The organism is Georgenia sp. Z1491 (assembly GCF_049856175.1).
Taxonomy (GTDB): Bacteria; Actinomycetota; Actinomycetes; order Actinomycetales; family Actinomycetaceae; genus JB111.
Genome location: NZ_JBNDNA010000003.1, coordinates 135,363 through 157,053, shown reverse-complemented (window position 1 = coordinate 157,053; position 21,691 = coordinate 135,363). Strand labels below are relative to the sequence as shown.

At 73.4% G+C, this 21,691-nt stretch carries 20 protein-coding genes and 1 tRNA gene; 5 read left to right on the top strand and 16 right to left on the bottom strand.

The genetic code is table 11. The annotated features are described in order from the left end of the window. Positions 1–142: 142 nt before the first annotated feature. The gene (locus ACPYO4_RS04705) at positions 143–1,267 is read left to right on the top strand and encodes an ABC transporter ATP-binding protein (protein ID WP_425708059.1); all 1,125 of its coding nucleotides are present in this window, start codon (positions 143–145) and stop codon (positions 1,265–1,267) included. A gap of 76 nt (positions 1,268–1,343) precedes the next feature. Next, positions 1,344–2,576 carry a DUF4032 domain-containing protein gene (locus ACPYO4_RS04700; protein WP_425708058.1) on the top strand — a complete coding sequence of 411 codons (1,233 nt, stop codon included), beginning with the start codon at positions 1,344–1,346 and terminating at the stop codon, positions 2,574–2,576. Between the two features lie 115 nt (positions 2,577–2,691). Here ACPYO4_RS04700 and ACPYO4_RS04695 read toward each other — a convergent pair whose 3' ends face one another. Genes ACPYO4_RS04695 through cysS form a run of 3 tightly spaced genes read right to left on the bottom strand, consistent with a single transcriptional unit; the run spans position 2,692 to position 5,518 of the window. Continuing rightward, on the bottom strand, positions 2,692–3,045 hold the full coding sequence (locus ACPYO4_RS04695) for a hypothetical protein (RefSeq protein WP_425708057.1): 354 nt from the start codon (positions 3,043–3,045) through the stop codon (positions 2,692–2,694). Beyond that, positions 3,045–4,073, bottom strand: a complete 1,029-nt coding sequence (rlmB, locus tag ACPYO4_RS04690) for a 23S rRNA (guanosine(2251)-2'-O)-methyltransferase RlmB (protein ID WP_425708056.1) — start codon at positions 4,071–4,073, stop codon at positions 3,045–3,047. Before rlmB ends, ACPYO4_RS04695 begins: the two co-directional genes overlap by 1 nt. Further along, complete coding sequence (cysS, locus tag ACPYO4_RS04685; protein ID WP_425708055.1) at positions 4,073–5,518, bottom strand: cysteine--tRNA ligase; 1,446 nt, start codon at positions 5,516–5,518, stop codon at positions 4,073–4,075. The genes rlmB and cysS overlap by 1 nt, the downstream gene beginning before the upstream one ends. Positions 5,519–5,792: 274 nt before the next feature. Between cysS and ACPYO4_RS04680 the strand changes: the two genes are divergently transcribed. Next, the gene (locus ACPYO4_RS04680) at positions 5,793–7,202 is read left to right on the top strand and encodes an MFS transporter (protein ID WP_425708140.1); all 1,410 of its coding nucleotides are present in this window, start codon (positions 5,793–5,795) and stop codon (positions 7,200–7,202) included. On the opposite strand, the gene ispF is transcribed toward ACPYO4_RS04680, so the two are convergent. Genes ispF through ACPYO4_RS04665 form a run of 3 tightly spaced genes read right to left on the bottom strand, consistent with a single transcriptional unit; the run spans position 7,144 to position 9,078 of the window. Then, positions 7,144–7,683, bottom strand: a complete 540-nt coding sequence (gene ispF / locus ACPYO4_RS04675; protein WP_425708054.1) for a 2-C-methyl-D-erythritol 2,4-cyclodiphosphate synthase — start codon at positions 7,681–7,683, stop codon at positions 7,144–7,146. The genes ACPYO4_RS04680 and ispF overlap by 59 nt on opposite strands. Before the next feature lie 10 nt (positions 7,684–7,693). After that, positions 7,694–8,518, bottom strand: a complete 825-nt coding sequence (locus tag ACPYO4_RS04670) for an IspD/TarI family cytidylyltransferase (protein WP_425708053.1) — start codon at positions 8,516–8,518, stop codon at positions 7,694–7,696. 23 nt (positions 8,519–8,541) lie between these two features. Beyond that, positions 8,542–9,078: a CarD family transcriptional regulator gene (locus ACPYO4_RS04665; protein WP_425708052.1), complete on the bottom strand. Its 537-nt coding sequence runs from the start codon at positions 9,076–9,078 to the stop codon at positions 8,542–8,544. 164 nt (positions 9,079–9,242) lie between these two features. Here ACPYO4_RS04665 and ACPYO4_RS04660 point away from each other — a divergent pair, with 164 nt between their 5' ends. Further along, on the top strand, positions 9,243–9,743 hold the full coding sequence (locus ACPYO4_RS04660; RefSeq protein ID WP_425708051.1) for a hypothetical protein: 501 nt from the start codon (positions 9,243–9,245) through the stop codon (positions 9,741–9,743). 94 nt (positions 9,744–9,837) lie between these two features. On the opposite strand, the gene ACPYO4_RS04655 is transcribed toward ACPYO4_RS04660, so the two are convergent. Continuing rightward, a complete protein-coding gene (locus tag ACPYO4_RS04655) occupies positions 9,838–10,527 on the bottom strand; it encodes a response regulator (protein ID WP_425708050.1) in 690 nt (229 codons plus the stop codon). After that, positions 10,527–11,741 carry a sensor histidine kinase gene (locus ACPYO4_RS04650; protein WP_425708049.1) on the bottom strand — a complete coding sequence of 405 codons (1,215 nt, stop codon included), beginning with the start codon at positions 11,739–11,741 and terminating at the stop codon, positions 10,527–10,529. Before ACPYO4_RS04650 ends, ACPYO4_RS04655 begins: the two co-directional genes overlap by 1 nt. 163 nt (positions 11,742–11,904) lie before the next feature. Between ACPYO4_RS04650 and phoU the strand changes: the two genes are divergently transcribed. Then, a complete protein-coding gene (phoU, locus tag ACPYO4_RS04645) occupies positions 11,905–12,624 on the top strand; it encodes a phosphate signaling complex protein PhoU (RefSeq protein WP_425708048.1) in 720 nt (239 codons plus the stop codon). Between the two features lie 67 nt (positions 12,625–12,691). Here the strand turns inward: phoU and ACPYO4_RS04640 are convergent, their stop codons facing one another. From ACPYO4_RS04640 to topA, 8 genes are all read right to left on the bottom strand, one after another. Next, on the bottom strand, positions 12,692–13,429 hold the full coding sequence (locus ACPYO4_RS04640; RefSeq protein ID WP_425708047.1) for a phosphoglyceromutase: 738 nt from the start codon (positions 13,427–13,429) through the stop codon (positions 12,692–12,694). Positions 13,430–13,535: 106 nt separating this feature from the next. Further along, positions 13,536–13,880: a histone-like nucleoid-structuring protein Lsr2 gene (locus ACPYO4_RS04635; RefSeq protein WP_425708046.1), complete on the bottom strand. Its 345-nt coding sequence runs from the start codon at positions 13,878–13,880 to the stop codon at positions 13,536–13,538. Between the two features lie 348 nt (positions 13,881–14,228). Continuing rightward, entirely contained in the window at positions 14,229–14,474 is a 246-nt protein-coding gene (locus tag ACPYO4_RS04630) for a hypothetical protein (protein WP_425708045.1), read from the bottom strand. Between the two features lie 410 nt (positions 14,475–14,884). Next, positions 14,885–14,957: transfer RNA gene (locus ACPYO4_RS04625), tRNA-Thr, on the bottom strand. A 147-nt stretch (positions 14,958–15,104) separates the two neighbouring features. Further along, positions 15,105–16,673, bottom strand: coding sequence for an alpha/beta hydrolase (locus ACPYO4_RS04620; RefSeq protein ID WP_425708044.1), 1,569 nt, complete (start codon positions 16,671–16,673; stop codon positions 15,105–15,107). Positions 16,674–16,760: 87 nt separating this feature from the next. After that, positions 16,761–17,945, bottom strand: coding sequence for a DNA polymerase III subunit delta' (locus tag ACPYO4_RS04615; protein ID WP_425708043.1), 1,185 nt, complete (start codon positions 17,943–17,945; stop codon positions 16,761–16,763). Further along, positions 17,942–18,673, bottom strand: coding sequence for a dTMP kinase (gene tmk / locus ACPYO4_RS04610; RefSeq protein ID WP_425708042.1), 732 nt, complete (start codon positions 18,671–18,673; stop codon positions 17,942–17,944). The genes ACPYO4_RS04615 and tmk overlap by 4 nt, the downstream gene beginning before the upstream one ends. Before the next feature lie 62 nt (positions 18,674–18,735). Then, positions 18,736–21,459, bottom strand: coding sequence for a type I DNA topoisomerase (gene topA, locus ACPYO4_RS04605; RefSeq protein WP_425708041.1), 2,724 nt, complete (start codon positions 21,457–21,459; stop codon positions 18,736–18,738). Between the last annotated feature and the right edge of the window lie 232 nt (positions 21,460–21,691).

Sequence of the window (21,691 nt, the reverse complement as noted above, 5' to 3'; positions counted from 1 at the left end):
GGCCCCGCGGGGGCGGACGCGGCGTGCCATGATGCTCCTGCGGCGGTCCCGTGTGGCTTCCGCGCGTGTCGGTGTAGACACACCACCGCTCTTCACGACGGATCGTCCGGCACGTACCTGCCGGTGAAGGGAATCAACCACCATGGCTTCAGTGACCTTCGACAAGGCCACGCGCGTGTACCCCGGCTCGGACCGGCCGGCCGTCGACGCGCTCGACCTCGAGGTCGCCGACGGCGAGTTCCTCGTCCTCGTCGGCCCCTCCGGCTGCGGCAAGTCCACCTCCCTGCGGATGCTCGCGGGCCTCGAGGACGTCAACGCCGGCCGCATCCTCATCGGTGACCGCGACGTCACCGACGTCCAGCCCAAGGACCGGGACATCGCGATGGTGTTCCAGAACTACGCGCTCTATCCGCACATGAGCGTCGCCGACAACATGGGCTTCGCCCTGAAGATCGCCGGGACGCCGAAGTCCGAGATCGAGTCCCGCGTGGCCGAGGCCGCGAAGATCCTCGACCTCTCGGACTACCTCCAGCGCAAGCCGAAGGCCCTCTCGGGCGGGCAGCGGCAGCGCGTGGCGATGGGCCGGGCGATCGTCCGCCAGCCGCGCGTGTTCCTCATGGACGAGCCGCTGTCGAACCTCGACGCCAAGCTCCGCGTCCAGACCCGCACGCAGATCGCGTCCCTGCAGCGGAGGCTCGGGGTCACCACCGTGTACGTCACGCACGACCAGACCGAGGCGCTGACGATGGGCGACCGGATCGCGGTCCTCAACTTCGGCCTCCTCCAGCAGGTCGGCACGCCGCGCGAGATGTACGACCGGCCCGAGAACGTGTTCGTGGCCGGCTTCATCGGCTCGCCCGCGATGAACCTCGGTGAGTTCACGCTCGACGGCGAGCACGCCACGCTCGGCGCGGCCCGCATCCCGCTGAGCCCGGCGAGCCTCGCGGCCCTGCGCGAGGAGGGCGCCACGACGGTGACGATCGGCTTCCGCCCGGAGTCCACCGAGCGCGTCTCCGCCGAGACCCCCGGTGCGCTGGCCGTCGAGGTCAACCTGGTCGAGGAGCTCGGCTCCGACGCCTACGTCTACGGCTCCCTCGTGGGGCGCGAGGCCGCCGCGAACGTCGGCTCGGGCGAGGACCCGGACCAGGTCGTCATCCGGATCGACCCGCGCGACGTGCCGGACAAGGGGTCCGTCATCCACGTCGCGATCCGGCCCGACGAGCAGCACGACTTCTCGCCCTCGACCGGCCGACGCCTGCCCCGCTGAACGCCGACCGGCGGCGGCGCGGGTCTCCCGCTCCGCCGCCGGCCCGTTCCCGACCAGCACGACGAGGAGTCCGCGAGTGCCCCAGGAACGGCAGATCACCGCGGCCGTCGTCGACGCCGGCCTGCTCGCCCTGCCCTGGGACGTCCCGCTGGAGGACTGGCCCGACGACGTCCTCGCGGCCCTCCCCCGCGGCCTGTCCCGCCATGTCGTCCGGTTCGTGCGCACGTCCAGCGGGCTGGTGGCCGTCAAGGAGATCGGCGAGTCGGTGGCCTACCGCGAGTACGAGGTGCTGCGCGCCCTGGGTCGTCTCGAGGCGCCGGCCGTCGCGCCGCTGGCCGTGGTCACCGGACGGACGGGCGCCGACGGCGAACCGCTGAACTCCGCCCTCGTCACCCGGCACCTCGAGTACGCCCTGCCCTACCGCGCGCTGTTCAGCCAGCACATGCGACCCGAGACGGTCGGCCGGCTCATCGACGCGCTGGCGGTCCTGCTCGTCCGCCTGCACCTGCTCGGGTTCTTCTGGGGCGACGTCTCGCTGTCGAACACGCTCTTCCGCCGGGACGCCGGCGCGTTCGCGGCCTACCTCGTCGACGCCGAGACGGGCGAGCTGCACCCGCCGCTGTCCGACGCGAAGCGCTCCTACGACCTCGACCTGGCGCGGACGAACATCATCGGCGAGCTCATGGACCTCCAGGCCGGCGAGATCGCGCCGGAGGACATCGACACCATCGCCGTCGGGGACCGGATCGTCTCCCGCTACGAGTCGCTGTGGGCCGAGCTCACGCGGAGGGAGAGCTTCGCGGCCGGCGAGCTGTGGCGGGTCGAGGCCCGGATGAACCGGCTCAACGAGCTGGGCTACGACGTCGACGAGATCGACATCACGACCGACGTCACGGGCACCAACGTCTCGATCCAGCCGAAGGTCGTCGACGCGGGCCACTTCCACCGCCAGGTCATGCGGCTGACCGGCCTCGACGTCCAGGAGGGGCAGGGCCGGCGGATGCTCAACGACCTCGAGCAGTTCCGGGCCACCCGGGGCGGGGCGGGCCAGGACCTCGTCGTCGTCGCCCACCACTGGCTCGCCGAGGTGTTCGAACCGACGGTGCGGGCCGTCCCGCGCGAGCTGCGCCGCAAGCTCGAGCCCGCGGAGATCTTCCACGAGATCCTCGAGCACCGCTGGTACATGTCCCAGGCCCAGGGGCGGGACGTGCCCACCGCGGAGGCCGTGCAGTCCTATATCGAGACCGAGCTGCGGCACCGGATGGACGAACGCCGTGTCATCGACGCGGTCGGGCCCGACGACGAGTAGCCGACCGGGCGGCGCGGGGTACGTCGAGAGGGCGCGACCACGCACCTGTGGTGCCGGTATCCGTGCACCTTCGCGCCCCCTCGACGATGATCCGCGCCCCGGGGACGTCGCCGGTTCAGTCCGTCCGGTCGCCGCGGGGCCGCGGCGGGAGGACGAGGCGCCCGGCAGCGTCGGTGTGCCGGCGGGCGTAGGCCTGCGTGACCAGCTCGCCGACGGCGTCCACGACCAGCAGGACGCTGCCGATCCTGCCGAGTGCGGAGCCCCGGCGTGCGAGGAGGATCGCGGCGCCGACCTCCGCGGCCACGACGGTGCGGGCGATCCACGGGCGGTCGACGGCGACGCTGCGGTAGAAGCCCCACAGGTCGCGCACCGGCAGCGGGATCTGAGGGTCCCGCTCGTCGACGACGAGGCCGTCCCCCGCGAGGACCGCCTCCGCGGCGCGGTCGAGGTACTCGTCGACGCGTGACATCACGCCCCCTGCCCGGCCGGCGCCGGCCCGGCCTCGGCGCGACGACGGGAGATCTCGTAGAGCGCGACGCCGGTGGCGACCGCGGCGTTGAGCGACTCCACGTCCTCGGCGATGGGGATCGAGGCGACGACGTCGCACGTCTCCCGCACGAGCCTGGAGAGTCCCTTGCCCTCGGAACCGGTGACGAGCACGAGCGGCTCGGTGGCGAGCTCGAGGTCCCGGACCGAGGTGGTCCCCTCGCCGTCGAGCCCGACGACGAAGCAGCCGGCCTTCTTCGCCTCGGTGAGCGCCCGGGTCAGGTTGGTCTCGCGGGCCACCGGCACGCGGGCCGCGGCTCCGGCCGAGACCTTCCAGACGGTCGAGGTCACGCCGGCGGAGCGTCGTTCGGGCAGGAGCACGCCGTCGGCGCCGAACGCCGCCGCGGAGCGCAGCACGGCCCCGAGGTTGTGCGGGTCGGTGACGGAGTCGAGCGCCACGACGAGGGGGGCGTGCCCGCGGCGCTCGGCCCGGTCGAGCAGGTCCGCCAGGTCGGCGTAGGCGTACGGGGCGACGGCGATGGCCACCCCCTGGTGCACGCCTCCGTCGGTGAGGAGGTCGAGCTCGACGCGGCTGGACTCCACCAGCGGGGCGCCGAGCGCGGTCGCGGTACGCACGAGCTCGGCGAGGCGCTCGTCCGAGGCGGCGGCCCCGGAGATGAGGACGTGGGACATGGTGACGCCGGCCCGCACCGCCTCGGCCACCGGGTTGCGCCCGACGACGAGCTCGGCGTCCGCGGGGATGCCGATGCGCGTGCGGAGCCGGGCCGCGCGGTCGGCCGCGAGGGCGGCCTGGGCCTTGGGGTCGTTCGAGGCGCGCCGCCGGCTCGCCTCCGCCCGCTTGGCCGCCGGGTGGTACTCGCGGTCCTCGGCCTTCGGGGTCGGGCCCCGGCCCTCGAGCCCGCGGCGGCGCTGCCCGCCGGAGCCCTTCGTGGGTGCCTTCTTCGAGCCTGCCTTGCGTACGGCGCCGCGGCGCTGGGAGTTCCCCGCCATCAGGCACCTCCTGCCAGATGCCAGCGGGCGCCGCCCGCGCCGTCCTCGACCGAGATCCCGGCCGAGGTGAGCCTGTCGCGCACGGCGTCCGCCCGCGCCCAGTCCTTGTCCGCCCGCGCCTGCGCACGGTCCTCGAGCGCACCCTCGACGAGGGCCGCCAGCGCGTCGTGCGCGGCGCCCCCGCCCGCGGCGCCGCCGGCCCCGGTCGTCCCCGCCCGCCAGGGCTCGGCGAGCGGGTCGAGCCCCAGCACGTCGAGCATCGCGCGCACCCGCACCTGGCCGGTGTGCGCGTCGGCCGACCGGCCTTCGGCGAGCGCCGTGTTGGCGGCCCGCAGCTCGGCGTGCACGACCGCCATCGCCGCCGAGACCCCGAGGTCGTCGTCCATCGCGGCGGTGAACGCCGCCGGGAGCGCGTCGGGCGCGGCGAGCTCGTCGTCCGTGGCCTCGCCGGTCGCGTCGGCGGACCGCAGGACGAAGGAGGTGATCCTCTCCCACTGGGTGGCGGCCTCGGCGAGCGAGACGTCGGAGAACTCGACCGCGCCGCGGTAGTGGACCGAGGCCAGCGCGAGCCGCACCACCGGGGCGGCTGCCCGTCCGAGCACGGCGTCGACGGTCAGCGCGTTGCCGAGGGACTTGCCCATCTTCTCGCCCGCGACGACGACCCAGGCGTTGTGCATCCAGATGCGCGCGAACCCGTAGCCCGCGGCGCGGGACTGGGCCTGCTCGTTCTCGTGGTGCGGGAAGCGCAGGTCGATCCCGCCGCCGTGGATGTCGAAGTCCTCACCGAGGTAGCGGTGCGCCATCGCCGAGCACTCGAGGTGCCACCCGGGCCGCCCGCGCCCGTAGGGGGTGTCCCAGGCGGCGGAGGCGGGCTCGCCGGGCCGGGGGGCCTTCCACAGGGCGAAGTCGAGCGGGTCGCGCTTGTCCGGGGCCAGGTCCGTCTCGTCGACGGCGGAGCTCCCGGCGCGCTGGTTCGTCAGCGCCCCGTAGTCCTCGAAGGAGCGCACGGAGAAGTAGACGTTGCCCGGGTCGCCGGCGTAGGCGTGCCCGCGCTCCTCGAGGCGCCGCATGAGGGCGACCATCTCGGTGACGTGCCCGGTGGCGCGCGGCTCGTAGGTCGGCGGCAGGACACCGAGGGCGGCGTACGCGGCGGTGAACTCGCGCTCGTAGCGGTAGGCCCACGCCCACCACGGGGCGCCCGCCTCGGCCGACCTCGTGAGGATCTTGTCGTCGATGTCGGTGACGTTGCGGACGAGCGTGACGTCGAGCCCCGACCGGCGCAGCCAGCGCACGAGCACGTCGAACGCGATTCCGGAGCGCAGGTGCCCGACGTGGGGTGCGCCCTGCACGGTGGCGCCGCACAGGTAGATGCCGACCTTGCCCGGGGTCACCGGGTCGAGGGGGATCTCCCGACGGGAGGCGCTGTCGTGCAGGTGGAGGGTCACCGGGACAGCGTAACGACGACACCCGCGAACCGGCCGACGTCACCTCGCCGACACCACGGGCGGCTAGGTTGCGCGAGTGACCATCCCGGAGCCCCCCGAGCGCCACCGCCCCACGGAGCGCGCCCCCTCGACCGCCGACCAGCCCGGCGGTGCCACCGCGCCCGGCGGCTCTCCCGCACCGGGTACCGAACCGGGCCCCGGCTCCACCGCACCCGGCACCGACCCCACCTCGGGCACCGACCCCACCTCGGGCACCGACCCCGCGGCGGCGTGGCTGCGCACGGAGGCCCGCAGGCTCACCCGCCCGTCGAAGATCGTCGTCTGGGCGCTGTGGGACTGGGCCTCGGCCGCGTTCAACGCCGTCATCACGACCTTCGTCTTCACGGTCTACCTGACGAACGAGGACCTGTTCGGCGAGGGGGCGGACGGCACCCTCGCCGCGGTCCTCGCCGTCTCGGGCGTCGTCGTCGCGCTCATCGCCCCGGTCACCGGCCAGCGGGCGGACCGGTCCGGCAACCGCTCGCTCAACCTCGCGCTCTACACGGCCGTCATCGCGGTGGTCACCGCGTGCATGTTCTTCGTCGCCCCGGCCGTGCAGCCGGACGGGTCCTTCGAGGCCCAGTGGCTGTGGCTCGGGCTCATCCTGCTCGCGGTCGGCAACGTCGCCTCCGAGCTGGCGGGCGTCAACTACAACGCCATGCTCAACGACATCTCCACGCCGAAGAACGTGGGCCGGGTCTCCGGGTTCGGCTGGGGCCTGGGCTACGTCGGCGGCATCGTGCTGCTGCTCATCGTCTACTTCGGGCTCATCAACCCCGACGTCGGCCTGTTCGGCGTCACGAGCGAGGGCGGCATGGACGTGCGGGTGACCACGCTCGTCGCAGCCGTCTGGACGGCGGTCTTCTCGCTGCCGCTCGTCCTCACCTCCCTGCGCGACGCCGCCCGGCTGCGCAGGCGCACCGGCGCCGAGGCCGAGGCACCCAAGGAGTCGATCGCCCAGTCCTACCGCCGGCTCCTCGGCTCGATCGCCGGCCTGTGGCGCACCGACCGGCGGACCGTCTGGTTCCTCCTCGCCTCGGCCGTGTTCCGCGACGGGCTCGCCGGTGTCTTCACGTTCGGCGGCATCATCGCCGCCGGCACGTTCGGGTTCAGCGCCGGCGAGGTCATCATCTTCGCGGTCGCCGCGAACGTCGTCGCCGGCATCGCGACCATCTCCTTCGGCCTGCTCGACGACCGGTTCGGTCCCAAGAAGGTCATCGTGCTGTCGCTGGTGTCGATGGTCGTCGCGGGCATCGGCATCTTCGCGCTGCACGACCTGGGAGCGTCGCTCTTCTGGGTCCTGGGCCTCGTGCTGTGCGTCTTCGTCGGCCCGGCGCAGTCCGCCTCGCGGACCTTCCTCGCGCGGCTCATCCCGCCGGGCAAGGACGGCGAGGTGTTCGGCCTGTACGCCACCACGGGCCGCGCGGTCTCGTTCCTCGCGCCGGCCATGTTCGCCGCCGCGCTCGCGATCGGTGAGGCCGTGACCGGCCTGACCGGCGACGACGTCCAGTACTGGGGGATCCTCGGGATCGTCCTCGTCCTCGCCGCCGGGCTCGCCCTCGTGCTGCCCGTCAGCGCCCGGGACGTCACCCCGGTCCGGTCGGACCGGGCGTCCCCCGCCGAGGGATCGGGGGCGTCCCGCTGACCGGAGCCCGGGCGACGAGCGCGGTCGCGATCGCGGCGACGCCCTCGCGGCGACCGGTGAGACCGAGCCCGTCGGTGGTCGTCGCGGACAGCGAGACCGGGGCGCCCAACGCGGACGTCATCGCGGCCTCGGCCTCCTCGCGGCGCGGACCGACACGCGGGAAGGCGCCGACCACCTGGACGGCGACGTTGCCGATCAGCCAGCCGGCCGCGCGGACGCGGCCCGCCATCTCCGTGAGCAGCTCGGCGCCGGAGGCGCCCTTCCACCGTGGGTCGCTCGTGCCGATCTGGGTGCCGAGGTCGGCCATGCCGGCGGCGGACAGGACGGCGTCGCAGGCGGCGTGGGCGGCGACGTCGGCGTCGGAGTGGCCCGCGAGACCCGTGACGCCGGGCCAGCTGAGGCACGCGAGCATCATCGGCCGGTCGGGATCGGTCGAGACGGCGTGCACGTCGGTGCCGACTCCGGTGCGGGGCAGGTTCACGCCAGCCGCCTCAGTCCTGGCCCGCGGCGCGGTCCGCGAGCACGAGCCCGGCCACCCGCAGGTCCCACGGGGTGGTGATCTTCAGCGCGGCGGTGGTCCCGGGGACCACGACGACGACGCCGCCGAGCGCCTCGACGAGCCCGGCGTCGTCGGAGGCCGCGAGGCCCTCGTCCGCGGCCCGGTGCGCCCCCTGGGCGTGGGCGGAGCGCAGGACGCGCGCGGTGAACCCCTGGGGCGTCTGGACGGCGCGCAGCTCGGCGCGGTCGACGGTGGCGCGCACCGGCTCGGCGCCGCCCGCGGGGGGCCCGTCGGTGGCCGAGCCGGCGGCCGTCGCCCCGCCCGCGCCGGCCCCGTCCGTGGTGCCGGTGGCGGCCCCGACCCGCTTGAGCGTGTCGGTGACGGGAACCGCCGGGACGACGGCGCCGTGCCCGGCGCGGACGGCGTCGACGACAGTACGGATCTGATCGGGCGGCGTGAGGCAGCGGGCGGCGTCGTGGACGAGGACGACGTCGTCGTCCGCCGGCGCGGCCAACGCCTCGAGGGCGTCGAGCCCGGCGACGACGGACCCCTGCCGGGTGGCTCCTCCGGCGGCGACGTCGAGCGCACCGGCGTACCCGTGCTCGGCGAGGGTGGCCGCGGCGAGGTCCCGCACGTGAGACGTTCGCCCCTCGGGGGCGACCACGACGATCGAGTCGAGCACGCCCGAGCGGGCCAGCCCTCGCAGCGCGTGCACGACGAGCGGCTCACCAGCGAGCGCGACGAGCGCCTTCGGCCCGCGGGCGCCGAGCCGGGTCCCGGACCCGGCCGCCACGAGGACGCAGTGGACGCGGGTCACGACGTCGCTCCCCAGCCGGCGGGTCAGGAGGCGGGCGCGTCCGAGGCGACGGGCTCCGCCTCGGCGGCGGCCGCGGCCCCGACGGCGAGCACCTCGTCCAGCAGACCCTCGGCCTCCTCCTCGGAGACGTCCTTGGCGAGCGCGAGCTCGGAGGACAGGATCTGCCGGGCCTTGGCGAGCATGCGCTTCTCTCCGGCGGACAGGCCCCGGTCGGTGTCCCGGCGCGACAGGTCGCGCACGACCTCGGCGACCTTGTTGATGTCGCCCGACGCGATCTTCTCGACGTTGGCCTTGTACCGGCGCGACCAGTTGGTCGGCTCCTCGGTGTGCGGCGCACGCAGGACGTCGAGGACCCGCTCGAGCCCCTCCTCGCCGACGACGTCGCGCACGCCGACGAGGTCGACGTTCTCCGCGGGGACCTGGATGCTCAGGTCCCCCTGGGCCACCCGCAGGTGCAGGTAGGTCTTCTCCTCGCCCTTGATCGTGCGGACCGTGATGTCCTCGATGAGGGCGGCTCCGTGGTGGGGGTAGACCACCGTCTCACCCACTGCGAACGTCATGTGCGAAATGCTCCCTCAGGTTCGGCGACGGACCATTCTACCACGGCGAAACGGCGTGATTCCGCGCCTCGTGGCGGCGCCCGGTCACTGTACGGGGGCCTGTGCCGCCGCGGGTCTAGTACCCTCGCGGCAGGTCCCGTCCACCCCCTCGAAGGAGCTCGACCATGGCCGTTGCCCGGCGCATGTCCCGCGCAGGCCTCGCCGTCGCGTCCGCCTCGCTGCTGTCGTCCTGCATGCTGGCCTCGCCCGTGACCACGCTCAACGAGTACGCCCCGTCCGACGGCACCCGCATCGCGGTCGCGGACGGCGTCGCGGTGGAGAACCTGCTCGTGCTGACCGAGGCCGAGGGCGAGGTCGGCCACGTCGTCGGGAGCATCGTCAACAGGTCGGGCGAGACCGTGACCGTGCAGCTCGACATCGGCGAGACCGGGGCGCCGTCCCCGTTCGAGGTGCCCGCGGGGGGCAACATCGCGCTGCACGACGCCAACGTGACGGTGGAGAACGTCGAGGCCGCACCGGGAGCCACCCTGCCCACCGCGATCCAGGGGCCCGACGGCTTCAACGACGTCCGCGAGATCCCCGTCCTCGACGGCACGCTCCCCGAGTACGCGGAGTTCCTCGAGCAGGCGGACTCCCCCGAGTCCGGCTCCGAGTCCCCCTCCTGACCGCCCCCTGACGGGACGCCCTCACCACGGGGGTCGGCGGTCCGGGCGCCCGCGCTGCGGCGCCGCGCCGGGGGCCCGCCGCGAGCGTCGTCCGTCAGTCGGCGTCGGTGACGAGCTTGTAACCCAGCCCCCGCACGGTGTGCAGCATCTGCGGGTGCGCCGGGTCGATCTCGATCTTGCCGCGCACGCGCTTGACGTGGACGTCCAGCGTCTTGGTGTCGCCGTGGTAGTTCGGGCCCCAGATGCGGTCGATGAGCTGGCCGCGGGTGAGCACGCGGTCGGGGTTGCGCAGGAACAGCTCGAGGAGCTCGAACTCGCGCAGCGGCATGGCCACGGACTCGCCGTCGACCGTGATCTCGTGGCGGTCGACGTCCATCCGGACGCGGCCGACGGTGAGCACGGCCGACTCCCCCTCCTCGACGGCGGGCCCCCGGCGCAGGACGGCCCGCACGCGGGCGACGAGCTCGCGGTAGGAGTAGGGCTTGGTCACGTAGTCGTCGGCGCCGAGCTCGAGGCCCACGACCTTGTCGATCTCCGAGTCCTTCGCCGTCAGCATGATGACCGGCACCTGGGACCGCTGGCGCAGCTGCCGGCACACCTCGGTGCCGGACAGTCCGGGCAGCATGAGGTCGAGGAGCACGAGGTCCGCGCCGTGGCGGTCGAACGCGGCGACCGCCTCCGTCCCGTCGCCCACGGCCTCGACCGCGAACCCGTCGCGCTCGAGCTTGAACGTCAGGGTCTCGCGGTAGGTCTGCTCGTCCTCGACCAGCAGGATCTTCGTCATCAGCGCTCCTCGTCGGATGGGTGACCGTCGCGGTCGTCGCCGTCGGCGTCGACCTCGTCGTCGGGTGAGGGGTGGGGCCCGGGCTCCTGGGCCTCGGGCAGGACCAGCGTGAACGTCGAGCCGCGCCCCTCGGTGGACCACAGCTCGGCACGCCCGCCGTGGTCGGCGGCGACGTGCTTGACGATGCTCAGGCCCAGGCCCGAGCCTCCCGTCTCGCGGGACCGGGCGAGGTCACCGCGGAAGAAGCGCTCGAAGACGCGCTCCCGGGCGTCCGCGGGGATACCGGGCCCCTGGTCGACCACGGCGATGCGGATGAGTCCGTCGCCGCGGGACACGCCGACCGAGGCTGTCGAGCCGGACGGCGAGTACCGCACCGCGTTGTCGAGCAGGTTGCGCACCGCGGTGGTGAGCATGCCCTGGTCGCCGTACAGCCGCAGCCCCTGCGCGCCGCCCGAGCGGATGTCCACCCCGCGGGACCCGGCCTCGACTCGGACCCGGTCCACCGCCTCGGCCACGACCTCGTCGACCTCGACGACCACCGGGTCGACGAGGGCGTCGGGCTCCTGCAGGCGGGACAGGTCGATGATGTCCTGGACGAGCTCGGCGAGCCGCTGCGACTCGGTCTCCATCTTCGACGCGAAGTGCCGCACGCTGTCCGGCTCGTCGGCGACGTCGTCCATCGTCTCGGCGAGCAGCGCGATCGCGCCGACCGGGGTCTTCAGCTCGTGGGAGACGTTGGCGACGAAGTCGCGGCGCATGTCCTCCACGCGGCGGGCCCGGGTGCGGTCCTCGGCGAGCAGCAGGACGCGCCCGTCCTTGAGGGGCGCGACGCGCACCTGGAGGTGGACCGTGCCGGCACCGTCGACGGGGCCGCGGGGCAGCGCGAGCTCGGCGTCGCGGATCTGCCCGTCGCGGCGCAGCCGGGCGACCATCTCGGCGAGCCGGCCGTGCGCGAGGCGGTCGTGCCGGACGAGTCCGAACCCGTACGCCGCGGAGGAGGCCCGCACGACGTCGTCGTCGGCGTCGAGGACGACGATCGACTGGGGCAGGACGGTGAGCACCGAGATGACGTCGTCGTCGAGGCCCGGGGCCGGTCCGGTGGGCTCGAGCTCGGCGTCCCGCTCCCGGTCGGACGCGCGCAGGGCGAGACCGGCCCCGAGCCCGGCGACGAGTCCGAGCAGGGCGACCACCCAGAGCTGCCAGGAGTCGTGCACGGGTCGAGGTTAGGCCGAACCACCCGAGTTCACCGACCCCGCCCCGCGATGTCGCCCCACCGCCACCCTCCGTCCACCACGCGTTCATCGAACAGGTCTTGGCTACCCTTGGACCGTGCGGCCGCGACCCGGCCGCCATCATCACCGCCGCGGAGGCCAAGCAATGCGCAAGATCTTCACGCACGACCTGGAGCAGCTGCAGGACAACCTCGTCCGGATGGCCGAGGCCACCAGCCAGGCGATGACCAAGGCGGCCGAGGCGCTGCGGACGGCGAACCTCCAGCTCGCCGAGCAGGTCATCGACGCCGACGAGCGCATCGACGAGCTCGACCGCCAGCTCAACGAGCAGGGCATCGCGCTCCTCGCGCTTCAGGCGCCCGTCTCGCGGGACCTGCGCCAGGTGATCTCGGCGCTGCGCCTGTCCGGGACCATCGAGCGGATGGGTGACCTCGCTCAGCACGTCGCGTTCGTCGCGCGCGGCCGGTTCCCCGACCAGGTCGTGGGCGGCGCCGGGCACGAGCTGCTCGTCCAGATGGCCGACGAGGCGGTCCGGGTGGCCGACGACGTGGTCGAGCTCGTCCGCGGCGCGGACCTCGACAAGGCGCGCGAGCTCGAGGAGAAGGACCACGTGCTCGACAGCCTGCACCTGCGGACGTTCGACACGGTCCTCGACGACTCGCTCGAGCTCAGCCGCCAGGAGATCGTCGACATCATCCTCATCGCCCGCTACCTCGAGCGCTTCGGCGACCACGGCGTCTCGGCGGCGCACCGCATCAACTACCTCGTCACCGGAGCCACCTCGCCCACGATCGGCGAGGACGAGATCGACCCCGGCGTGAGCGCGAACGTCATCGCGGACGAGTACGGCAGCGAGGGGCACTGACCCCACGACCGCACCACGCACGACGGCGCCGCTCACCTGGAGGTGAGCGGCGCCGTCGTCGTCGGGGCTACCTGCCCTGGTTGGCGACCGCCTCGATCGCCGCGGCGGCGGCGTCGGGATCGAGGTACTGCCCGCCCGGGGTCAGCGGGCGCAGGTCCTCGTCCAGCTCGTAGAGCAGCGGGATCCCCGTGGGCACGTTGAGCCCGGAGATGGTCTCGTCGTCGATCCCGTCGAGGTGCTTGATGATGGCGCGCAGCGAGTTGCCGTGGGCCGCCACGAGCACCGTCTTCCCGGCCCGCAGGTCGGGGACGATCTTGGCGTCCCAGTACGGCAGGGCGCGCTCGAGGACGTCCTTGAGGCACTCCGAGGCGGGGATCGGCTCACCCGCGTAGCGCGGGTCGGCGTCCTGGCTGAACTCGGAGCCGAGCTCGATCGGCGGCGGCGGCACGTCGTAGGAGCGGCGCCACTGCATGAACTGCTCCTCCCCGTACTCGTCGCGGATCTCCTTCTTGTTCTTCCCCTGGAGCGCCCCGTAGTGGCGCTCGTTGAGGCGCCAGTCCCGCGTGACGGGGATCCAGTGCAGGTCCGCCTCGTCGAGGGCGAGGTTCGCGGTCATGATCGCGCGCCGCAGGAGCGAGGTGTGCAGCACGTCGGGCCGCACGCCGGCGTCGGTGAGCAGCGTGCCGCCACGGCGGGCCTCCTGCACGCCCTTCTCCGAGAGCGGCACGTCGACCCAGCCGGTGAAGAGGTTCTTGGCGTTCCATTCGCTCTCGCCGTGGCGGAGCAGGACCAGTCGATAGCTCATGGTCGCCATCCTTCCACCGATCACCCGTGCGCTGCTCGGGGCCCTCAGATGCGGGACGGCCCGCGGACCGATGGTCCGCGGGCCGTCCTCCTCCGACCACGAGGGGTCAGCGGTTGTTGTACTGCTCGACGATCTCGGCCTTGATGCGGCCGCGGTCGCTCACCTCGATGTTGTTCTCGCGCGCCCACTCACGGATGGCCTGCGCCTCGGAGGCGCTGGTGCTGCGCGAACGGCGGGCACCGGTCGAGCGACCGGCACCGGTGCGCTTGGCGGCGCCCCGCACGGGGCGCGCGCCGGCGACCCACGGCGCGAACGACTCGCGCAGCTTCGCGGCGTTCTCGTCCGAGAGGTCGATCTCGAAACGCTCGCCGTCCAGCGCGAAAGTCACCGTGCTGTCCGCGGGCGTGCCGTCGATATCGTCGATGAGCTTGGTAATGGTCTGTCGAACCATGATGCCCTCCCCGGGATTCATACCGACCACTGGATGTCAATCGGCTGGGTGAAGAGTACGAGTAATTGCTCTCCGCTGTCACGTCGACCGACGGAATCGCACTTCTGCACGCCGTGCGAATGAATTTCCGCACACCCCGGGTCGAGGTCGTCGGCACTTCTTCTCGTGGTGTCGCACACATGATGTCGCGACACGTTCGGCGCATCCTGTCATCTCGTGCACGGCATACATCGACGTCACGGGGCATCCCCGTGACGTCGGACGCATCAATTGCCCTGATGATCGGCGGAAATGCGACCGTGCTTTCGCCTGGGTCGACGACGAAGCGCCGCGATCGGGCGCGTGTCGTTATCGGCGATCGCCCGCGGAGCCGGTGTCGGTGTCGGTGTCCTCGGCACGTTCCGCGGCCGCGAGGGCGCCGGCCACGCTCGACCGCGACGGGGGCAGCGGAGGAAGCTCGAGGTCGGGGTGCTCGGCGCGGAACTTCTTCTCCGCCTCCCGCTCCGACCGGTCGGCGCCGAGGAATGCGCGCACGATGACCACGAGGGCGACCAGGAGCCCGATGGGCGGCACGAGGGCGATCACGTAGTCCATGCGTCCAGGATAGGCCGCGGTCGTCGCCCGTGACACCCGCGCACCCGTCCCTGCCCGAATCGGCGCGGCCGCCCATTCGGGTTCCGGCGCCGATTCGGGCACGGTCCCTGATGCGGCCACCGTCCGCGATTCGCGGGGTCGTCACTGTTTCTCGCCGGTCGTGGATTCAGGTGCACGCCCGACCGGAGCCACTGATTCGGGTCCACGCCCGACCGGAGCCACTGATTCGGGTCCACGCCCGACCGGAGCCGCTGATTCGGGGCTTCCCGGGGACACGGTGTCCGACGACGATCTGCGCAAGGCCCCGATCCCTCATTCGGCCGGCCCTCCGGGGCGCGACCGGATGCACTGCGTGCGCGGGGGACAAAGAACCCCTGACCGGATATGTGACCCGGTCAGGGGTTGCGCGGAGCCGCCTGGGAGAATCGAACTCCCGACCTATTCATTACGAGTGAATCGCTCTACCGACTGAGCTAAGGCGGCCTGCCGCCCGTGAGCAGCGCCGTCCATGCTAGCGGCCGGCCGCCTAGTCGACGAACCCGTGGGGCGCGCCATGCGTCACAGTCGGCCACCGGTCCGTGGCGGAGCGGGCGGGCACCACCCGAGGATGGCGCCCGCCCGCATCCCGGCTCAGCAGGAGAGCTCGTCCTCGGGCGGCGTGCCCTCGAGGAAGAACTCGTCGACGGCGCCCTGGACGCAGTCGTTGGACCGGCCGTAGGCCGTGTGCCCCTCGCCCTCGTAGGAGACGAGGACGCCCTCGTCGAGCTGGTCGGCCAGCCCGACCGCCCACTCGTACGGTGTCGCCGGGTCGCCGGTGGTGCCGATGACGACGATGGGGCCCGAGCCCTCGGCCGACACGGGGCCCGGCTCGCGCTCGGACTGGTGGGGGTAGTTCAGGCAGAGCTCGTCGTTCTCGCCGCCGAAGAACTGGCCGAAGGTCGGCGCGACCTCCTCGAGCTCGGCCACCTGCTCGTCGAGCTCGGCCTGCGTGTGCTCGACCGCGGGGTAGTCGAGGCAGTTGATCGCCCAGTTCGCCTCGGTCGAGTTGTCGGCGAACGTGCCGTCGGGGTTGCGCGTGTTGTAGAGGTCGGCGAACTGGAGCAGCGCCGAGCCCTCGTCGAGGTTGATCGCGGCCTGGAGCGCCGCGGTCAGCATCGGCCAGGACGACTCGTCGTACATCGGCAGGATGATGCCGGTCAGCGCGAGCGCCTGCGTGAGCGGCCGGTCGGGGTCGCCGGTCGGCAGCGGATTCGCCTCGGCCGACTCCAGCAGCTCGACGATCTGCTCTGCGCCGTCGTCGACGCTTCCCGACAGCGGGCACAGCGAACCTGACTGGCAGTCCTCGATGTAGGCGCGCAGGGCGCCCTCGAAACCACCGGCCTGGCCGAGCGTGACGTCGAACCCGGTCGAGGTCGGGTCGAGCGCGCCGTCGAGCACCATGCGCCCCACGTTGTCCGGGAAGAGGTCGGCGTAGGTCGAACCGAGCAGGGTGCCGTAGGAGTAGCCGAGGTAGTCCAGCTGCGACTCGCCGAGCACCGCGCGGATGACGTCCATGTCGCGGGCGGCGGACTCGGTGTCCACGTTGCCCGCCAGATCGCCGGACTCCGCTGCGCAGCCCTCGCCGATGAGCTGGGCGTCGGCCTCCCAGTCGGCCTCGCCCTCGGGGGTGTCCGGATAGTCGGTCGCGAGCAGCCGGTCGAGCTCGGAGTCGCTCACGCAGTCGATCTGCGTGGAGTTCTGCACCCCGCGCGGGTCGAAGCCCACGACGTCGTACACGGAGGTGACCTCGGGAGAGATCGAGGAGGTCGCGTACTCGACGAACTCCACGCCCGAGCCTCCGGGACCGCCCGGGTTGATGAGCATGGAGCCGATCGGCTCGCCGTCGGAGGCGGGCAGGCGCTTGATCGCCAGCGAGATCGTCTCGCCGTCGGGGGCGTCGTAGTCGAGGGGCACCTCGATGTCCGCGCACTCGTAGTCGTCGCAGTCGGTCCAGGAGACCTCCTGCTCGTAGAACTCCTCGAGGCCCTCGGGCGCGGGCGGCATCTCCTCACCCGCGTCGCTGCCCTCCGCCCCGGACTCCGAGCCGGTCTCGCCCGGTGCCTCGGCACCGGACGACTCCGCGTCCTCCGCATCGCTGCAGGCGGTGAGGACGAGCGCTGCGGCGGCGAGCGCGGGAACGATTCTGATCAACCTCGGCATGCGGCCCAACCTAAGGCACGCCGGGCGGCCGGCGGTGCGCGGCCCGTCGGGGAGCGCTCCCCCGGCCACCTGGGCGTCCGTCGTCGCTCAGACCCGCTCGAGGTCGGTGCCCGACCACAGCTCGACCATGAGCGCCTCGGTCGCCAGCAGCGGCGGCACGTTGAGGGTGAGCCGGGTGCGGGCGGTCGCCACGGCGTCGAGGCGCCGCAGCGTGGTCTCGGCGGTCGACCCGCGGGCGAGCTCCGCGACGGCGTCGGCGGCCGACGCGTTGACCGGCTCGACCGCGGAGCCGAGCTGACGCAGGAGCACGTCCCGGTAGAGCGACATCAGAGCGAGCAGCGAGCCGTCGAGGACGTCGCGCTGCGCGCGGGTGGTGCGGCGCTTCTGGTCCTCCTCGAGCTGGCGGACCTGCGCGCGCAGCGCGGGCGGGAGCCGGGCGCCGTCCTCGACCCCGAGGGTGCGGAGCAGCTCGGCGCGCTCGGCGGCGTTGCGGTCCTCCGTGCTCGCCGCGGCGTCGGCGGCCGCGATCTCCACGAGCCGGGCGGCCGCGAGCACCGCGTCGCCCACCGAGCGCAGCTCGAGCGGGACCCGGAGCAGCGCGCTGCGCCGCTCGCGGGCGTCCTCGTGCAGGGCCAGGCGCCGGGCGAGGCCGATGTGGGACTGCGCGGCCCGCGCGGCCTCGAGGGCGACATCGGGGTCCGCGCCGTCGCGCCGTACCAGAAGGTCGGCGACCGCCAGGGGGTCGGGGATGCGCAGGTGGATCGACCGGCAGCGGGAACGGATCGTCGTCACGACGTCCCGCGGGCTCGGGGCGCACAGCAGCCACACCGTCCTCGGCGGCGGCTCCTCGATGGACTTCAGCAGCAGGTTGGAGGTCCGCTCGACCATGCGGTCCGCGTCCTCGACCACGACGACCCGCCACGGGGAGGACCCGGGCGCGCGCTGGGCGAGCGTGACGAGCTCGCGCACCTCGTCGATCGAGATCGTCACCTTCTCCGTGGCGAGCACGGTGACGTCGGCGTGCGTGCCGGCGAGCGCCGTCGTGCAGGCCGCGCACTCGCCGCACCCGGGCTCCCCCTCGGCGGTGCACATGAGCGCCGCGGCGAAGGCGCGGGCCGCCACGGAACGCCCCGAGCCCGGCGGGCCGGTGACGAGCCACGCGTGGGTCATCCCGGCGGCGCTCGCACCGTCGGCGCCCCGCGCCGCCCGGGCCGCGCCACGCAGCGTGTCCACGACCGCGTCCTGGCCCACCAGGCCGTCCCACACGCTCACGACGCCCCCTCCGCGCGGCCCGCGGCATCCGTACGGCCCGCGGCATCCGTACGGTTCCCGGCATACGTGCTGCTCCCGGCGTCCGTACTGCTCCCGGCGTCCCCGCGACTCACGGCCAGCACCGGGGCGAGGGCCGCGCGGACGCGCGCGTGCACCTGCTCGACCGTCCCGTCGGCGTCGACGACGACCACGCGGGCCGGATCGGCCTGGGCGATGCGGAGGAACTCCTCGCGCACCCGGGCGTGGAACGACTCCCCGGCGCGCTCGAGGCGGTCCGGCTCCCCCGGCCGCCTCGCGGCCGCGGCGGCGGGATCGACGTCGAGCAGGATCGTCACGTCCGGGACCAGGCCGTCGGTCGCCCACCGGGAGAGCTCGCGCACGTCGCCGGCCCCGAGGTCGCGGGCGGCGCCCTGGTAGGCGACCGAGGAGTCGACGAAGCGGTCGGTGACGACGACGGCGCCGCGCTCCAGCGCCGGACGCACGAGCGTGGCCACGTGGTGCGCGCGGTCGGCGGCGTACAGGAGCGCCTCCGCGCGAGGGTCGACGTGGTCGCCGTGCAGGATGAGCCGCCGGATCTGCGCCCCCAGCTCGGTGCCGCCGGGCTCCCGGGTGGCGACGGCCTCGCGCCCCTGCGCGGCGAGCCAGTCGACGAGCAGCCGCTGCTGGGTGGACTTGCCGGCGCCGTCGCCGCCCTCGAGGGAGATCAGGACTCCGGCAGGTGCGCTCACCGGCCCAGCGTAACGACGCCGGCCGTCACCTGTGCCGCGCCCGCCGGGGCCTGTGGACGCGGCTACTTCTTCCCCGTCGCGGGCTTCCTCGCCGCGGGCTTCTTGGCGGCCGGCTTCTTGGCGGGAGCCTTCCGGGCGGGCTTCTTGGCGGGGCCCTTGGCTCGTTTCTCCGCGAGCAGCTCGTAGGCGCGCTCGTTCGTCAGCGTCTCGATCGGATCGTCCTTGCGCAGCGTGGCGTTGGTCGTGCCGTCCGTGACGTAGGGGCCGAAGCGGCCGTCCTTCACGATCACCGGCTTCTCCGAGACGGGGTCGGTGCCGAGCTCCTTGAGCGGGGGCCGGGCGGTCGCGCCGCGGCGACGCTTGGGCTGGGCGTAGATCTCGAGGGCCTGCTCGAGCGTGAGGCCGAAGATCTGGTCCTCGGTCTCGAGGGACCTCGAGTCGGTGCCCTTCTTGAGGTAGGGGCCGTAGCGGCCGTTCTGCGCCGTGATGTCCTCCCCGCTCGCGGGGTCCTGACCGATCACGCGGGGCAGCGACAGCAGCCTGAGGGCGTCGTCGATGTCGACGGTCGCCAGGTCCATGTCCTTGAACAGGGAGGCGGTGCGCGGCTTGGGCTGGCCCGGCTTCTTCCGTCCGGACGCCGTCCGCTCGGGCTCGGGCAGCACCTCGGTGACGTAGGGGCCGAAGCGGCCGTTCTTCGCGATGATCGTGTGCCCGGTCTCCGGGTCCTCGCCCAGCTCGCGGCCGTCGTCGGCCTGGGCCTCGAGCAGCTCCTTCGCCCTGGCGACGCTCAGCTCGTCGGGGGCGACGTCGTCGGGGATCGACGCGCGGCGCCCCACGGGCGCGGCACCGTCCTCGCCCGGCTTCGCGTCCGCGGCCGGGGCCTCCTCGACGTAGGGGCCGTACCGGCCGACGCGGACCGTGATCCCCTCGCCGATGTCGATCGAGTTGACGGCGCGGGCGTCGATGTCGCCGAGCCCCTCGACGAGGGCCCGCAGGCCCTCGCGGCCCTCGCCGCCCCGGTAGAAGTGGGCGAGCCAGTCGGTCCGGTCGAGCTCGCCGGTGGCGATCCGGTCCAGGTCGGACTCCATCTCGGCGGTGAAGTCGTAGTCGACGAGGCGCGGCAGGTTCTCCTCCAGGAGGCGCACCACGGAGAACGCGAGCCAGCTCGCGACGAGCGCCTGCCCGCGGCGGGTGACGTAGCCGCGGTCCGTGATCACGCCGATGGTCGCGGCATACGTCGAGGGGCGGCCGATGCCGCGCTCCTCGAGCGCCTTGACCAGGGAGGCCTCCGTGTACCGCGGCGGCGGCGTGGTCTCGTGGCCCGAGGCCTCGGCACCCAGGACGTCGAGCACGTCGCCCGAGGACACGTCCGGCAGGCGGGTCTCGCCGTCCTTGTCGCGGTGCCGCTCGTCGTCGCGCCCCTCCTCGTAGGCCGCGAGGAACCCGCGCTCGGTGATGACGGTGCCCGAGGCGGTGAGGATCGCGCGCTCGGCGTCGGCCTCGCTGCCCGTGAGGTCGGCGGCGACCCGCAGGGTGGCGGTCGAGCCGGTGGCGTCGATCATCTGGGAGGCGACCGTGCGCTTCCAGATGAGGTCGTACAGGCGCAGGGCGGCCGGGTCGAGCTGGGACGCCAGCTCGTCCGGGGTGCGCATCTGGTCCCCGGCGGGGCGGATGGCCTCGTGCGCCTCCTGGGCGCCCTTGGCCTTGCCCGCGTAGAGCCGCGGCTTGTCGGGGATGCTCGCGGGGCCGTACAGCTCGGTGGCCCGGCGCCGCGCGGCGCCGACCGCCTCGGAGGACAGGTTCGTGGAGTCCGTCCGCATGTACGTGATGAAACCGTTCTCGTACAGGCCCTGCGCCACGCGCATCGCCTCGCGGGAGGCGAGGCGGAGCTTGCGGGACGCCTCCTGCTGGAGCGTCGACGTGGTGAACGGTGCGGCGGGACGCCGGCGGTAGGGCTTGGTCTCCACGCCCTCGACGGCACTGGTCGCCCCGCGCAGGGCGGTCGCCACCGCGGTCGCCGAGGCCTCGTCGAGCACGACGACGCCGCGGGCCCTCTCGGTGAGCACGCCGTCGTCGCCGAAGTCGCGGCCGGTGGCCACGCGGGCGCCGTCGAGCTCGACCAGGCGGGCGTCGAAGGACTCCGGCGCGTCCGGCGCCGTGTAGGTGCCCTGCACGGACCAGTAGGAGGCGGCGCGGAACGCCATGCGCTCGCGCTCGCGCTCGACGACCAGGCGGGTGGCGACGGACTGCACGCGGCCGGCGGACAGCCCCGAGCGGACCTTGCGCCACAGCAGCGGCGAGACCTCGTAGCCGACGAGGCGGTCGAGGATCCGGCGGGTCTCCTGCGCGTCGACGAGCGGGGCGTCGATCTCGCGGGGGCTCTCCAGGGCGCGGTTGATCGCGTCGTTGGTGATCTCGTGGAAGACCATCCGGTAGACGGGGATCTTCGGGTTGAGCACCTGGTGCAGGTGCCAGGCGATGGCCTCGCCCTCCCGGTCCTCATCAGTGGCGAGGTAGAGCTCGTCGGCGTCCTTCATCTTGCGCCTGAGCTCGGCGACCTTCTTCTTCTTGTCGGCGTCGACCACGTAGTACGGCTCGAAGTCGCCCTCGACGTCGACGGCGAACTTCCCGTACGGCCCCTTCTTCATGTCCGCGGGCAGCTCGGAGGGCTGCGGGAGGTCGCGCACGTGCCCGATCGAGGCCTCGACCTCGAAGTCGGGGCCGAGATAGCCGCCGATGGTGCGGGCCTTGGCGGGCGACTCGACGATGACGAGCTTGCGGGGCATGCGCGGGGCGATCCTTACCGATGGGGGCTGGGCGGGCGGGGCTGTGCCGGGACGGGCTGTGCCGGCACGGGCTGGTCGGCCTGGCCCGACCGTAACAGCGACCTCCCGCGACGACGCGGGCCGGCCCGGCCGATGGTAGGCGACGGCGGCCCGGCGAGGGGACGACGGCCGCTCGTGGGTGACGCCGCCGAGGCGTCGGCGTCGGCGTCGGCGTCGGCGTCGGCGTCGGCGT